Annotated in this window: 9 protein-coding genes; 8 read left to right on the top strand and 1 reads right to left on the bottom strand. The window is 74.3% G+C overall.

The features are described 5' to 3' along the window. Window positions 1-54: 54 nt before the first annotated feature. The 7 genes from SM793_RS08080 (at window position 55) to SM793_RS08050 (ending at window position 12504) form a co-directional block, all read left to right on the top strand. Window positions 55-1608 (top strand): CYTH and CHAD domain-containing protein, encoded by a 1554-nt coding sequence (locus SM793_RS08080; protein ID WP_320437364.1) that lies wholly within the window; start codon window positions 55-57, stop codon window positions 1606-1608. A gap of 427 nt (window positions 1609-2035) precedes the next feature. Then, the gene (locus SM793_RS08075) at window positions 2036-4015 is read left to right on the top strand and encodes a LodA/GoxA family CTQ-dependent oxidase (protein WP_320437363.1); all 1980 of its coding nucleotides are present in this window, start codon (window positions 2036-2038) and stop codon (window positions 4013-4015) included. Next, window positions 4012-5205, top strand: coding sequence for a tryptophan 7-halogenase (locus SM793_RS08070; protein ID WP_320437362.1), 1194 nt, complete (start codon window positions 4012-4014; stop codon window positions 5203-5205). The genes SM793_RS08075 and SM793_RS08070 overlap by 4 nt, the downstream gene beginning before the upstream one ends. Then, window positions 5202-5921: a hypothetical protein gene (locus SM793_RS08065; RefSeq protein WP_320437361.1), complete on the top strand. Its 720-nt coding sequence runs from the start codon at window positions 5202-5204 to the stop codon at window positions 5919-5921. The genes SM793_RS08070 and SM793_RS08065 overlap by 4 nt, the downstream gene beginning before the upstream one ends. A 168-nt stretch (window positions 5922-6089) precedes the next feature. Further along, entirely contained in the window at window positions 6090-8564 is a 2475-nt protein-coding gene (locus SM793_RS08060) for a phosphatase PAP2 family protein (RefSeq protein ID WP_320437360.1), read from the top strand. Between the two features lie 507 nt (window positions 8565-9071). Then, window positions 9072-9857: a SigB/SigF/SigG family RNA polymerase sigma factor gene (locus SM793_RS08055; RefSeq protein ID WP_320437359.1), complete on the top strand. Its 786-nt coding sequence runs from the start codon at window positions 9072-9074 to the stop codon at window positions 9855-9857. Between the two features lie 211 nt (window positions 9858-10068). Continuing rightward, window positions 10069-12504: a SpoIIE family protein phosphatase gene (locus tag SM793_RS08050; protein ID WP_320437358.1), complete on the top strand. Its 2436-nt coding sequence runs from the start codon at window positions 10069-10071 to the stop codon at window positions 12502-12504. Window positions 12505-12531: 27 nt separating this feature from the next. On the opposite strand, the gene SM793_RS08045 is transcribed toward SM793_RS08050, so the two are convergent. Then, complete coding sequence (locus tag SM793_RS08045) at window positions 12532-14679, bottom strand: HAD-IIB family hydrolase (protein WP_320437357.1); 2148 nt, start codon at window positions 14677-14679, stop codon at window positions 12532-12534. Window positions 14680-14975: 296 nt separating this feature from the next. Here SM793_RS08045 and SM793_RS08040 point away from each other — a divergent pair, with 296 nt between their 5' ends. After that, window positions 14976-15893: a glutaminase gene (locus SM793_RS08040; protein WP_320437356.1), complete on the top strand. Its 918-nt coding sequence runs from the start codon at window positions 14976-14978 to the stop codon at window positions 15891-15893. Window positions 15894-15955 lie beyond the last annotated feature (62 nt).

Here is a 15955-nt window from a genome sequence, read left to right as displayed (position 1 = left end):
CGGACGGCTCGCGTCGGCGCGCGTGACACCGGCCCGGACGGGAAGGCGCGGGACATGAGCGCGAAACAGCTGGAAACGGAACGCAAGTTCGACGGCACAGCGGCACTGCCTCCGCTCGAGCTGCCGGGCGTCGCGAAGGTCGTGCCCGCCGGTCCGCAGGACCTGGACGCCGTCTACTACGACACCCCCGACCTGGACCTGCTGAGCAGGCAGGTCACCCTGCGACGGCGCACCGGCGGCGGGGACGCGGGCTGGCACCTCAAACTGCCGACCGGCACGGACAGCCGCGAGGAGATCCACGCGCCGCTGGAGGCCGGCGCGCCGGACCGGCCGCCCGCGGCACTGGCCGCGCGCGTCGCGGTCTTCCTGCGGGGCGAGGCGCTGGTGCCCGTGGCCCGCCTGCGGACGCACCGTCGGCGCAGGCACCTGCTCGACCGGCGGGGGAAGGCCCTGGCGGAGCTGGCGGAGGACCGGGTGGAGGCCCGGATCCTCGGCCCCGTCCCCGTCCGCGCGCCGGAACACCCAGCTCCCGACGGCGACCGCACGGGATCCATCAGCTGGACCGAGGTCGAGGTCGAGCTCGCAGGCGGCGACGCCGAGCTGCTCGACCGTGTCGAACAGGCGCTCACCGCCGCCGGTCTGGAGCGGGCCGACCACCCGTCCAAACTGGCCCGCGCACTGCGGGACGCCCCGAGGCCGGACCGCCGACGCGCGCCGCTGCGGACGGGCACGCCGGGCGGCCTGGTGACCGGACGGATCAGGGAGCTGGTGGACGACCTGCTCGCCCTCGATCCGAGCGTCCGCCTCGACGAGCCGGACTCGGTGCACCGGATGCGGGTCACGGCCCGGCGGCTGCGGAGCACCCTCAAGGCGCACCGCCGGCTCTTCGACCGCCGCCGCACCGACGCGCTGGCCGCCGAGATCCGCTGGCTCGGGCGCTCGCTCGGCAACGCGCGGGACCAGGAGGTCCTGGGAGAGCACCTGGTCACCGCCCTGGACGCCCTGGACTCCCTGCCGGACCGGCTGCGCGGCGGCCCCGCGCGCGGTGAGGTGTCGGCGCACTACGCCCGCGCGTACCGGCAGGCCTGGGAGCAGGTGGTCCGCGACCTCGGCAGCGTGCGCTACCACCGCCTCCTGAACGAACTGGAGTCCTTCGCCGCCGATCCCCCGCTGACCGCCCGGGCCGATCGGAAGAAGCCGCGCAAGCGGCTGTCCCGGACGCTGCGCCACGAACAGCGGCGCACCCTGGACCGGCTCGACGCCGCCCTCGGACTCGACTCCGGGCCCGAGCGCGACGCCGCTCTGCACAGTGCCCGCAAGGCGGCCAAGCGGGCCCGCTACGCGGCCGAGGCGGCCCGCCCCACCGCCCCGGAGCGCGCCCGGAAGTTCGAGAAGCGGATGAAGCGGCTCCAACGCGTGCTCGGCGGTCACCAGGACACCGTGGTGGCCCGCCAGGCCCTGCTGGACCACCCGGGCCCGGGCGAGGACCACGCGTTCACCAGCGGTGTCCTCTACGCGGCGCAGCAGCGGGACGCCGAGCAGGCCGAACGCCGGCTGCCCGCGCTGCGCCGACGCGTGAGCGGGCCGCGCCTCGCCCGGCTCACCTGACCCGGCTCGGCCCGGAGCCGTCGAGCACCGCGCTCGAAGTCGAGGACGTCGACGTTCTGCGCCAGACGGTCGGGACCGACCGACTTGGGGGCGGTGCAGGGTTCGCGCTGGATCAGTGATTCCGCCGGTCGAGCTTCTTGAACACCGCTCCCAGCACGCACCGTGCACCGCCCGGCCGCTCGGCGACGCCGTGCGCACCATCCGAGTGAAGTATGCGAACAGTCCCTCTCCCGCAGGGGATGGGTCGTATTCGATCTGCCAATCTGACAACCGGGCCGGGCGTTCCGGTCGGCCGTGGGCCCGTCCCGGCCCGCGAGCCGCCGCTGTGCCGGCCCGTTGTCCCCTTCGCCGCGGTCGCCGCGTTCACCGCCGGTGAGGCACGACCGCCCCGCGACCTTCACCGTCCCGGAAGGAACCCGCGAACACCATGAGTGACGACATCGCCTATGCGAAGATCCACCCCGCGATCGGAGTGGCCCGGGTGGGCAACAGCACCCGCGACGACGGCTGGTACTACGGCCCCGAGACGCCCGGTCCGGACCCGATGCCGGTCGGCTCCCTCAAGGACGAGACCGGCGCGTTCAAGCGCCAGGCGGCGCGTTTCCGCCTCTACGGCTACAACAGCGCCGGCAACGTCGTCCGCGAGCTGACGAACGCCAACGCCTCGATCGAGTGGGGCGTCCACGTCGCGAACCAGAAGGCCGCCTGGTACGAGTTCAGGCTCGCCCTCGACATCCCCGACATGCAGGGCCACAGCACACCGAGGCGCAACAAGGGCATCGACCGCCGCAGCCTCGTGATCGACCCCGGACGCAAGACCCTGCGCGCGGGCACCGGCGAGCACGTGGAGTTCACCGGCGGCACCTTCCAGGGCATCCCGGTCCCGCTGGGCCGGATGCACACCGACGAGGAGGGGCGGCTCGTGGTGCTCGGCGGCGCCGGCCACTCCGGCGCGAAGAACAACGAGCCGCTGGAGTCCTACGGCAACAACGACGGCTGGTACGACGACACCTCGGACGGCCCGGTCACCGCCACCGTCTCCGTGGACGGCCGCGCCATCGAGGTGAAACCCGCGTGGGTCGTGGTGGGCCCGCCCAACTACGCGCCCGACATCAAGACCGTACGCACCGTCTACGACCTGCTGCTCGACGTCTTCGTCGGCAACGGCCGGTTGCCGCGGCCCGCCCCGGTGTCCTTCCACGAGCACATCAGGCCCCTCCTGGAGCGCTTCAGCCACCTGCAGTGGGTCAACAAGGGCTTCGCCACCCACTTCGGCTGCGCCGGCCCGCAGGACTTCACCCTCGTCGAGGTGCAGCGCCGCCTCTCCCAGCCCGGCAAGACCTACCGCGAGCTGCGCCGCCAGGTGTACACCGCCATGCGCGACTACGAGCGGGACGGCCTGGCGCCGATGACCTGGCCGTGGTTCTACGGTGACGGCATGGCCAGCCGGCCGAAGTCGCCGCGCCAGTACATGACGCTGTCGGCCCTGCAGATGGACATGCTGCTCAAGTGGTCCGACGGCGACTTCACCGACACCCCCTGGCCCGGCTTCCCGCACCGGCTGGAGGACGCGCCCCTCGCGGAGCAGCCCGCGCTCCTGGACCGCGCCGCGCTCGACTTCTGCCTCGCGGACGCCTTCCACCCGGGCTGCGAGGTGACCTGGCCGATCCGGCACGCGACGATGTTCGCCGAGCCGTTCCGCATCCTGCACCGCCCGGACGGGCAGTCGGAGCCCGACTACGGCGAGGAGCTCACGCCGGAGAAGGCGCTGGCCGCCGACGGCCCGCTGCACGCGCAGGGCCCGGGCGACCTGACCCGGTGGATGGCCGTCCCCTGGCAGACGGACACCGCCAGCTGCCGCTCCGGCTACGAGTCCACGGCCGGACTGGGCCCGCGCTACGACCCCCACCTGCCGACCTTCTGGCCCGCCCGGGTGCCCAACCACGTGCTGACCGAACGTGACTTCCTGGTCGTCAACAAGGAGGGCGGCCTGACACCCTCGGAGGACGAGCGCGAGGCCGCGTTCTACAACCGGGCCTCCTGGCTGCGGGGTCTGAAGGGCGACTACAAGGCCCAGTTGAAGCAGGCCGCCGCGGAGTGGCACCACTTCGGCGTCGTGGAGACCCGCCGCTACACCGTAGGCGACAACAAGTACCCGCCACGCATCCAGGTCGAGTCCGTGCCCGGCTTCGCCCTCGAAGGGGTCCCGGACGACCGGAACCTGGTCACCCTGCACGTGCCGCAGACCGCCGCCGCCGACGAGGCCGCGCAGGTCGCGGCGCTGTCCTCCCTCGCCGAGGACATCGGCCTCGCCCCCGAGAGCATCACCGTCGGCTACATCGACAAGCTCGACCCCTTCGGCGAGGACGCCGCCAACGGCGCCGGCCGCCACGAGGGCTCTTCGTGACGGTGGACCACACCGGCCGCCCGGCGGCCACCGTGCCCGGGTACGACGTGGTGGTCGCCGGCGGCGGCCCGGCCGGCGCCGCCGCCGCCCTGGCGCTGGGTCGCGCCGGCCGCACCGTCCTGCTCGCCGACGCCGCGACCGGACCGCCGCCCGTCGGCGAGGCGCTCCCGGCCGCCGCCCGGGTCCTGCTCCGCGACCTCGGAGCCCAGGACGTCCTCGACGAGCGCCACCACCTGCCCTGCTTCGCGAACCTGTCGGCCTGGGGCTCGGACGACCTCGCCGCCCAGGACAGCGTCCTCGACCCGCACGGGCACGGCTGGCACCTCGACCGCGGCCGCTTCGACCGGGAGCTGCGCGAGCGCGCCCGTCTGCTCGGCACCGACGTGGCCGAGCAGACCGCGGCCCGCCCCGCCGGCCGCTCCGGCGACGGCACCTGGACCGTGGAGCTGCGCGGCCCTCGCGAGCGCCGCGCCGTGCGCTGCCGCTGGCTGGTCGACGCCACCGGCCGCCGGGCGGGCCCGGCCACCACGGCGGGCGCCCGTCGGGTGGTCCACGACCGGCTGGTGGCGCTCTGCCTGATCCTGCCCCCGTCGACCACGCCGACGGCTGACGCCTCGACCCTGGTGGAGGCCTCGCCGGACGGCTGGTGGTACACGGCGTTGCTGCCCGCCGGCCACCGGCTGCTCGCGCGGTACACCGACGCGGACCTGCCGGGCGCCCGGACCGGCGGAACCGGTCTGCTCACCGGCCTGGGCCGCACCCGCCACACCGGCGCCCGGGTGTCCGCGCACCCGTGGCCGGCCACCGCCGTCCGGCGCGCGCCCGCCCACACCGTCCGTCTGGACACCGTCCACGGTGACGGGTGGGTCGCCGCCGGCGACGCCGCCGCCGCCTTCGACCCGCTGTCGTCGCAGGGCATCCTCACCGCCCTGTACACCGGCATGCGGGCCGGCCAGGCCGTCCACGACCACCTCGGCGGCGACCGCAACGCCCTCCCCGGCTACGCCACCGAACTCGACACGATCACCGCCGTCCACCTGCGCAACCGGCGCACCTTCTACGGCCTCGAGCACCGCTGGCCCCGGCACGCCTTCTGGCAGCGTCGCCGCACCGCCGGCCCGACCGAGCCGCCCGACAGCCGACCCGACAGCCGACCCGACCCGACCCCACCCTCAGGAGTGCTCGCATGACCAACCCCGACGTCATCTCCCGGTCCGACGCCGACGCCCCCCGCCACGGCCACCGGTTCCTGCTCATCGGCGTCGACACGATCTTCGCCTACCACCTGCCGCTCTACCACGTCGAGGTCCACGCCTTCCAGCTGATCACCAAGTTCGGTCTCGACGGGAGCCTGCGGAAGAAGTACCTCGAAGACCTCTCGCACCACGAGGACCGGCAGGTGTACTACTCCCTCTTCTCCGAGGGCCACTGGCCCCTGAAGGAGATCGTCGACGGCACCCGCCACGAGCTGCCCGTGGAACTCGAGCGAGTGACCGTCGACGAGTCCGGCAACCGGACCTTCACCAAGATCGTCGACGAGACCAAAGCCACCTCCCGCAAGGAGGACGTCGTCCACTACAAGCCACTCGACGCCACCGAGTACCCCGACCTCCTCACCTACCTCGCCTTCGGCGACGGTTCCGAGGTCCACCTCGCCCACCAGCTCGCCGCCTCGCCGAACTGGGACGAGGTCATCACCACCACCGACCCCAGCGGATTCGAGCAGAGCGACCTCGAGCATGCCACCGCCGTCACCATTCCCGCGATCAAGGACCCCAAGGGCGTCGTCAAGACCAGCCCCCTGGTGAAGGGCAAGACCTACGAGGGCCTGATCGGCAGCCGCGAGGTCACCTTCACCGCCGGACGCCAAGGCTGGTGGAACCACACCAGCCTCAACAACAAGTAACCACCGCATCGAGCGCCGCACCCGGCCCGGCCCCCTACGCCGGGCCGGGTGCCCTCGCACGGGCTGCCTTCCGCCGGCAGGCCGGCACCCACTGCCCGGCGCGTTACAACGCCTCCGCCCGGGGCACCCGATCCGGTAGCGGCGCGAGGAGCCGGGAGGTGGGCGCCGATGGAGGTTCCGGCGACCGTGACGCCCGCCGACCGCTCGGCCGTCGCCAGGTCCAGCGCTGCCGCCCGGCGGTACGGGCCGCTCTGCTGCCGGCTGGTGGCGCTGGGCACGGCGGCGGCCGTCACCTGGCACGCGCTCGGGCGTCCGGCCGAGCGACGGCGGATCGAAGCGCTCACGGCCGGTCGGCAGAACCCGGTCGCGGGTGCGGTGCTCCGTGCGTTCGGCACGGGAGAGACCGGGTCGCGCGTCGTCCTGCTGCTGGTGGCACTCGCCGCGGTCGCCGTCGCCGGCACGCTGGTGGCGCGCAACCTGCCGCCCGCGCTGCCGCGTCCCGACACGTCCGCGCGCCGCACCACGCCCCGGCCGCACCGGGACGACCGCCCGCACCCCGGCCCGCACCCGTCAGCCGCCGGCGAACGACCCGCCGCGGGCTCGCTGTCGTACGTGATCGCCCCGCTGGCACCGAGCGCCGTCCTGATCAGCGCCGCCCTGCGGGGCGAGGCCGTCGACGCCGTGCCGGCCCTGTCCTGCCTGGCGCTCGTCCTCGCCGGGCTCCTCGGCACCGGCCGTCGGCGCACCGGCCGTCGGCACACCGGCGGGCCGGCGCTCGGGGCCGCGATCGCCGTCCAGCCGGCGCTGCTGCTGTTCCTGGTACCCGCCTGGCGTTCGCGCGGTCGGCGGTCGGCGCTCGTCGCCCTCACGGTCGCCCTGTCGCTCGGCGGCGCGGTCCTGCTGCTCCGGCCCTCCGCGACGGTGGCGGCCTGGCACCGCCTCGCGATCCCGGCCGGGGGGCCGATCACCGACCCGGAGAACAGGTCCGCGCTGGGTCTCCTGGCGCGGCTCGGCCTGCACGGGGTGCCGTTGCTCTGCGTCTGGACGGCCGTCGCACTCGCCGTCGGCGGGTTCGCGCTCCGCCGCTGGGCGCGCTACCACGGCGACGGGCAGGTGCTGCTGTCCCTGGCCGTGGTCGGGTGCGCGAGCGTCCTGCTGTCGGCGGTCGCGCTTCCGTGCGACCTCGGCTGGCTGCTGCTGGCAGGTCTGGGACGGCTGGGGCGGCGCCCGGAGGACCGCCCGCTGTGGCCGGTCGCCGCGGCGACGGCGGTGCTGCTGCCGGCCGGGCTGCTGTCGCCCCACCCCGACCCGGTGACCAGCGCCGTACTCCTCGGCGCCGGCGCGCTGCTCACCGCCGGGGCGGCCGCCGTGTTCCCGTTCCGCCTGCGCGGCGACCCGCTCTGGCAGGTAGGGCGGACCCCCGGGCCGACCGTCGGGCGGCCGTTCGGGCGCCCCTTCCTGCCGCTGCTGCCGGCGCGGAGGCGGCCGGTCGGCCGACCCGGCCTCCTGCTCGAGCTGCTGCTGGTCCAGGTCTGCTACGGCGTCTACTCGTACATCCGCAACGCCGCCCCGAACCGCGCCGCGAGCGCCGTCGAGAACGCGGAGCAGCTGCACCGGCTGGAACAGCTGCTGCACCTGGACCCGGAAGGTGCCGTCAACCGCTGGGCCCTCGGGCACCCGTGGCTGATGGACCTGATGCTCGACTACTACCACGTCCTGCATTTCGCGGTCCCGCTGGCCGTCCTGGTCTGGCTCTACGCGACCCGGCCCGCGCACTACCGCACCAGCCGCACGGTGCTGTTCGTCACCACCGGGCTGGCCCTGGTCGGCTACTGGGGACTTCCGCTCGCTCCGCCCCGGCTCACCCCCGGGCTGGGGCTGCGGGACACCGCCGGCCCCGCCGGCCCGGAGGCCGAGCCGTCCGGCGCGGTCACGGCGTTGACCAACCAGTACGCCGCGATGCCCTCCCTGCACATCGGCTGGTCCCTCTGGTGCACGGTCGCGGTGGTCACCGCCACCCGGATCCCGTGGGTCCGGTTCGCGGCGGTGCTCTACCCGGCGGCCACCCTGCTGGTCGTCATGGGTACCGCCAACCACTGGCTCCTGGACGCGGTGGCCGGGGTGTTCCTGGTCGCCGCCGGGTGCCTGGCCCAGTACCTGCTGACCGGCCGCCGCCTGGTGGACTCCGCCCGCCACCGGGGCCGCCCGCCCGCGGCGCCGACGGACAGCCCCGGCGGCGGACCGGCCGGAGGTCGCACGACGAGGGAGTCGGAGCCGAGCACGCGGCCCGGCCGGTTCACCCGGGAGACGGCTGCCGACCCGGATTCGCCCGGCGGCGTGCGGGTAGCCGCCGTAGGGAGAGCACCCGCTGCTCCTACGGCCTCGACGAAGGAATCCGCCATGGGTATCCCTCCCAACGATCCCGTCCCTCCCACTCCGACGCCGGCCCCCGGCCCGGGTCCGGGGCCGCAACCCGGACCGGTTCCGGGGCCGGTGCCGGCGCCCGGCGGGCCCGATCCCGTACCGCCGGCGCCGCCGCAGCCCGAGCCCGACCCGCCGCCGCCTCCCGCGCCGGGACCGGGGCCGGGGCCGCAACCCGGCCCGCTGCCGGGGCCGGGACCCGCCCCGGAACCCATCACCTGAAGCGGGCACGGCACCGCGCCGCACTTCGGCCCGGCAGGGCGCGGGGGTGGTGGCACCTGCCTGCGAGCCACGTCCGGGACAGGCCCGGACGTGGCTCCACCGTGTCCGCGCCCTGCCGCGCGACGCCGATCGGGCGGGGCGGGGACTGCGGCGGGACGCCGGGCTCGGCACAGGATGGTTCGGAGCGGCCCGAGCCGGGTAGGAGCCGTCAAGGAGCGGTCGAGCCGAGCCTTGCCGTTCCCCGAGTCCGGCGGTACCGAGTACCGCCGAGGTCGCACACGGCACGCACGACGTGCCGGGACGCCGTCGCCTGAAGCAGCCGGGCGGAGCGGTTTCCCGCCTCCCGTCATCCGTACGCCCATGGTCCGAACCAGCGGCGGACGTGGCCGGGAGTCCTGAAACGCCCAGGGAGATGACCCCGTGTCTACGCCCGCTGCTCCATCGCTCGGCACCGCTCCGCCCGTGGCCGAGCCGATCTCGCGCCCGACCTCCGAGCAGATCCGTGCGATGGGAAAGACCGAAGCCCGCGCGCTGAGCGACGCGCTCTTCCACCGGCTGGCCGAACTGGCCCCGGGGACGCACGCGTACAGCTACGTCCGCGGCACCATCATCGAACTCAACATGGCGCTGGTCCGCTTTGTCGCGGGCCGCTACCGGCATCGTTGCGAGGACATGGAGGACATCGTCCAGGCCGGCACGATCGGCCTGATCAAAGCGGTGGACGGTTACGACTGCGAGCGCGGCGTCGAATTCGCGACGTACGCGATCCCCACCATCTCCGGTGAGCTCAAACGGTTCTTCCGGGACACCTCCTGGCGGATCCGGGTTCCGCGCAGCATGCAGGAGCTCTACTTCATGGTCGTGCACGGCTCCGACCGTCTCGAACAGGAGTTCGGCCGACCCCCGACCCCGCAGGAGGTCGCCGAGGCACTCGGGCTCACCCCCGAACAGGTGACGGCGGGCCTGGTCGCCGGGCAGCTCCACCGGTCGACCTCGCTCGACGCCCTGCGGGAGGACGGGTCGGAGGAGATCGGCAGCGCCATCCTGGACCGGATCGGCGAGTGCGACGAGCGCCTGGAGCTGGTCGTGTCCCGCGAGGCCGTACGTCCGCTGCTCAGGGAACTGAGGCCGAGGGAGCGGACCATCCTCCTGCTGCGCTTCTGGGGCGACCGCACCCAGGCCGAGATCGCCGAGCAGATCGGCGTGTCCCAGATGCAGGTGTCACGGCTGCTGGCGGCCACGCTGTCGCAGCTAAGGGAACGGCTGGAGGCCCCCGCGACCAATGGCGGATGAAGCCCCCGGCTTCCGACGGGCCTACTCTTGATACACCCGCCCTGTCGGGCGCCTGTCCGGCGCCCGCGGAGCGGCCGGGCAGTGGGAAGGCTTCCCACGCCCGGACCCACCGATCTCTGTCCGGGCTGCCGCTGTACCGGGATACCGCTGTACCGGTACCGCGGCCGCCGCGAAACCCTGACCGGCCGGAGTCGAGAGGCAGGCACCGGCGATGCCCCATGACGACAGTGACAGCGCCGTACTGCAGGCCACCGTCGACCGGCTGCGGGCCGAGGCGGAGGGTTACCGCCAGGCCATGCGGACCCGCGCCGTGATCGAGCAGGCGAAGGGGCTCCTGACCGAGCGGTTGTCGTGCACCCCGGACCAGGCGTTCGGTCACCTGGTGCGGCTCTCCCAGGACAGCAACCGGAAGCTGGTCCAGATCGCGGCCGGGCTGCTGGGTATCGCGGCGCCGCCCGGGGCCGAGGACGACCCGCCGGGGCTTGCGCACGCCGGTGGTCCGGCCGCCCAGGAGAACGGCCACACGTTGCGAGTCCACGGCGACCCGCAGTCGCTGCGACGCCTCGGCCACCCGGAGCGCTCCCGTTCCGTCCCCTCCTCCTTCGCCGCCCGCTACCATCTCGCCGCCGCCGCCCTCGCCTCGGCCGAGAGCCCCGACGCACTGGCCGCCCTGCTGAACGAGGTCGCCCTCGCGCCGCTCGGAGTCGCCGCCACGGTACTGGCGCTGCTGGAACCGGACGGGGCGCTGCGACTGGTCGGCAGTGACGGTGTGCCCGCGCACCAGCTCAGCCAGTGGCAGCGCATACCACCGCAGACCTCGGTACCGCTGACGGAGGCGGCGCAGCGCGGTGCCACGGTGTGGGTGCACAGCCGCGAGGAGTTCGCCGTCCGCTATCCCGACCTGACCGGTGAGGACCTGATCCCGGGCCGGACCGTCTGCGCGCTGCCGCTGCGTACCGGTGAACGGCTGGTGGGCGCGATGAAACTCGGCTGGCCGGGAGAGTTCACCCCCGACCGGGCCGCGACGCGCTACCTCTCCGCGGTCGCCCGGCTGTGTGCCGCCGAGCTGCTGCGGGTGCTGGAGCCGGGCAGGGGAGGAACCGGCCCGGTGCTGCCGACCGGCGAACCGTGGTTCCGGGCGGTGCTGGACGCGCTGCTCGACCCGGTGCTGATCCTCACCGCGGTGCGCGAGCCGGACGGCAGGGTGACCGACCTGCGGGTCGATCACGCGAACGCGGCCACCGTCGACATGGCCGGCCGCACCGGCACGGACGTCATCGGCCGCCGGGTCACCGAGCTGTACCCCGGCATGGTGGCCTCCGGCGCGTTCCGGAACCTCCTGGACGTGGCGGCCACCGGCACCCCCTACGAGGGCCGGGCCGAACAGTTCATCGAAGTCGTCGGCGGCACCCTCCACGCCTCGACGATGACACTCCACGCGACACCGTTCCTGGACGGCGTTCTCGTCAGCTGGCGCACCCACGACGAGCAGGAGCGCCGGGAGAGCCAACTGGCCCAGGCCCAGCACCTCGCGGGCCTCGGCACCTGGAGCTGGGAGCACGGCGCCGACCGGCTGACCTGCTCCGGGAACGTCCCGCGACTGCTCGGACTCGACGGGGACGCGGATCCGGGCGCACTCGACCTGGAGCAGGCGATCGGAGCCGTGGCGGAGGACGACCGCCCCGCCGTTCGGACGCTGGCGGGAGAACTGCTCGCAGGACACCCCCGGGCCACCCTGGAGTTCCGGATCGTCCGGCCGGACGGAGTGGTACGGAACCTGCGGGCGATGGCCGAAGCGGTGCCCGCCCGGGCGGACGGCGAGGTGCTGAACATCCGCGGCGTGGTCCAGGACGTCAGCGCCTGGCGCCGGACCGAGGACGAGCTCTCCCGCGCCCGCTCCCGGCTGGCCGAGCAGCGGCGCCGGAACACCGCCGAGCGGCAGGCGTTCCGGGCACTCCAGCACGCGCTGGTGGACCTGCCGGCCGGGGCACCGACCGAGCACCTGGAGACAGCCGCGCGCTACCGCCCGGCGGAGACCGGATCGCAGATCGGCGGTGACTGGTACGACGTGCTGCCGCTGCCGGACGGCACCGTTCTGATCACCGTCGGCGATGTCGCCGGCCACGGCCTCCAGGCCGCCGCCAGAATGACCCAACTGCGTTACGCCCTGCGCGGCATGGCCTTCGGCGAATCCGAGGCCGGGCCCGCGCGGCTGCTCGGCCGCCTCAACCGGATGCTGTGCCACCTGCGCGGCGACTCGATCGCCACCGCCGTCTGCGGCCGTTTCCACCCTCGGACCCGTGGCCTCACCTGGGCCCGCGCGGGCCACCCTCCCCCGGTGCTGGCGCGTGAGGGAGCCGCGGGCCTGCTCGGTCTGCCCGCCGGCCCGGCCCTGGGCGTCACGCCCGACGCGCACTACGAGACCGCCGTGCTGCCCCTGGCCTCCGGCGACACCGTCCTGCTCTTCACGGACGGGCTGGTCGAGCGGCGCGACGAGGACCTCGGGCGCGGGCTCGCCCGGCTGGTGAAGGCGGTCGACGAGTACCGGGCGGACGGGATCGAGGGATTCCTCGACCACGTCATGCGCAGGCTCGGGGCGCCCGGCGGTCACGACGACACCTGCCTGCTGGCCGTCCGGGTCCACTGAGCCGCCGGGTTCACCGAGCCCCCGGATTCACCGAGCCGCCGGATCCGCGCCGTCGCCTTCGGGGTCCCCGATGGCCCGGATGATGCGCTGCGCCCAGTCGGCCGGCCGTTCGTGGCCGAGGAGGTGGGAGAGTCGGTCCATGCGGGTGCGGCGTTCGGCGGCGGGGACGGCCAGGGCCCGGGCCAGGACGGCGCTGAGGTCGTCGGGCGAGTGCGGGTCGGTGAGGAGGGCCGCGTCGCCGACCTCGGCGGCGGCGCCCGCGTGGCGGGAGAGCACCAGGACGCCGGGGCCGCCGGTGCGGTTCGGGGACTGGGCGGACCGGGCATACCCGGCGGACTGGGCGGACTGGGCGGACTGGGCGGACTGGGCGGCGATGAACTCCTTGGCCGTCAGGTTCATTCCGTCCTGCAACGAGGTCACCCAGAACACGTCGGCTGCCAGGTATTCGTCGACGACCTCGGCGAGGGACAGCCGCTGCGGGAGGTAGTCGACCGGTTGCCAGTCCCGTCGCCGCCAGCTGTCGTTCACCTCCGCGATGCGCCGTTCGAGGAGGGTCCGGGTGGTGTCGTAGGCCGTGATCCCCGGCTCGGGCGGCGGGCACACGAGCCGGAAGGTCACCTGGCCGCGCAGGTCGGGCCGGGCCGCGAGCAGGCGCTCCAACGCTTCGACCTTCTGGACGGGGGCCTTGGCGTAGTCGAGCCGTTCGACCGAGAGCACCACGCGGCCGGTCGCCGCTCGGCGCCGCGGCTGCCGGCCGCGGGCGAGCGCCTCGATCGCCGGGCGGTCGATCCCGAGCGGATGGACGGCGACGCGCGGCAGGCGAGGGCTTCCCGCGAGAGCCCGCCGGAACTGCTCGGCGAAGGCGGCGGTGTGGAAGCCGGCCCAGTCGAGACAGGCCAGCGAGGCGAGCAGCTCGCGGGCGACCGGCAGGGTGGCGAAGACCTCGGCCGGTGGGAACGGCGTGTGGTGGAACAGGCCGGTACGCAGGTCGGGCCGTGCGGTGCGCAGCAGGCCGGGTACCAGCCAGAGGTTGTAGTCGTGCAGCCAGACGGTCGCTCCGTGGGCCGCGTGCGCGCTGATGTGGTCGGCGAAGCGCGCGTTCACCGCGCGGTAGTCGGCCCAGGCGCGCTCGTCGAAGACCGAGCGGTCCGGTTCGGACATCAGGACCGGCCACAGGGTCTCCTTGCACGCCCGGTGGAAGTATCCCGCCCACTGGGCGGCGTCGAGGGACAGCAGGGCGAGCGGCAGGTCGGTGCGGTGGGCGGGGGGTGCTTCCTGGTCGCCGCCCGGCAGGGCGGCCACCCAGATGCCCGGAAGACCCCCGGCGAAGGAGCTGGCCAGGGTGGGCAGGATGCCGTTGGGGCTGGCGGGCGGCTGCCGGCCGCCGCCGGTCCACTGGAACGGCGGGCGGTGGTATCCCACCACGAGCGAGTGCCGGCGCGGGCCGGCGCCGGAACCGGGTGCCACCCAGCCCAGGGTCCGCAGTGCCTCCAGGATCGCGGCGGCACCCGGTCGGCCCGGGCGGTGCACCGAGGGGTCCTCGGCGAGTGCGGCGAGCAGCGCGGGTTCGGCGTCGGCGACGACCACGCCGCGGGCGCCGAGCCGGAACAGCGACAGGTCGTTGAGGGAGTCGCCGGCCACCAGGATCGAGTCGGCCGCCCAGCCCTGCTTCTCCGCCAGCGCCCGCAGCGCGCTGCCCTTGGAGGCGCCCGGCGGCAGGACGTCGAAGTAGCGGTCGGCCGAGTACGTCCAGCCGCAGCCCAGGGCCCGTACGGTGTCGGTGATCTCGTCGGTGAGCCGGCCCCGGTCCAGGTGGTACGAGCAGCGGCCGTCCTGGGACACGCCGTGCTGGTACGTCAGCGCGTCGAACCGTTGCAGCGCGGCGCGCACGCGCCGCGGTCCGGGCCATCCGTCGCGCAGTTGTTCCTGCAGCGGCTCGACCGGGGAGAAGTCGGTACCGTCGAGCACGGTGGCGCCGACGTCGGCGATGATCCACCGGGGTTTCGGGACCAGCGGGTCGCGCAGGACCTCCCGGACCGAGGGCGCCCCGCGGCCCGTCGCGAAGACCACGGTCACTTCCGGATGGTGAGCCAGCGCGTCCCGCAACCGGCGCCGGTCGAGCGGGGCGCCGCCGAGTAACGTGCCGTCAAGATCGCTGACCAGAATCCTCGACATCCGACGGACGCTAACACGCCCACCGAACGCGGTGAAGTGTTCATTTCACCCGGGCCGCATCCGGGCGGCAGCCGGACGGCAGCCGGGCGGCCGGTCATCGGCCTCCGGCCGGCCGGCGTTCGAGGCCCTAGGCGCGCGGGGCCGTACCCGGTTCCGGCCCCGCGGCCGAAGCGGCGCCGCAGGCCGTCGCGGTGGACCCGTGCTCTCCGCTTCGGGCGCCCTTCCCCCCGCGAGCGCCCCGGCGCATCCTGATGCCGGGCCGGACAACGGCGTCCCGCCCGCGGAGGGGGACCGGCATGGACTACGAGAACCTGTTCGAACGCATCAACGACGCAGTCCGCCCCGTCCTGGCCGAGGGAACCGTCGCCCAGTACATCCCGGCCCTCGCCGCCGTCGACCCCCGCCGCTTCGGCCTCGCGATCGCGGACGCCGGTACCCGCAGGACGCCGCGCGGCACCGGGGACTGGCAGGTCCCCTTCTCCATCCAGTCCATCTCCAAGGTGTTCACCCTCGCCCTCGTCCTGGCCTCCGACGGCGACTCGCTGTGGACCCGGGTGGGGAAGGAACCCTCCGGGTCACCGTTCAACTCCCTCGCCCAGCTGGAACGGGAGAACGCGATCCCCCGCAACCCCTTCGTCAACGCCGGCGCGCTGGTGATCACCGACCGGCTGCTCACCCTCACCGGGGACTCCCGGGGCACCCTGCGCGAGTTCCTCCGCACCGAGAGCGGCAACCCCCGCATCGACTTCGACGCCCAGGTCGCCTGGAGCGAGAGCCACCACGGACACCGCAACGCCGCCCTCGCCCACCTCCTGGCCGACCACGGCCGCCTCGACAACCCCGTCCCGGACGTCCTCAACCACTACTTCTGGCAGTGCGCTCTCACCATGAGCTGCCGCGACCTCGCACTCGCCGCGGGATTCCCGGCCCGGCACGGCCTACGGGCCGACGGCACCCGGCTGCTCACCCGCGGCGACGCCAAGCGCGTCAACGCCGTCATGCTGATCGGCGGCACCTACGACGCCGCGGGCGAGTTCGCCCACCGGGTCGGCCTGCCCGCCAAGAGCGGCGTCGGCGGCGGCATCCTCGCCGTCATCCCGGGGCGAGGAACGCTCTGCACCTGGGGGCCGGCTCTCGACAGCCACGGCAACTCCATCGCCGGCATCACCGCCCTCGACACCCTCACCACCCGGACCGGCTGGTCCATCTTCTGAGTCGGCGGCGCACGGAACCGGCCCGAGCCGCCGGAGAACGTCCCCGGCCTCTGTCCGCCGGC

Source organism: Kitasatospora purpeofusca (genome assembly GCF_034043715.1).
In the GTDB taxonomy this organism is placed as follows: domain Bacteria; phylum Actinomycetota; class Actinomycetes; order Streptomycetales; family Streptomycetaceae; genus Kitasatospora; species Kitasatospora purpeofusca_A.
This window is presented reverse-complemented; position numbering and strand designations above follow the sequence as displayed.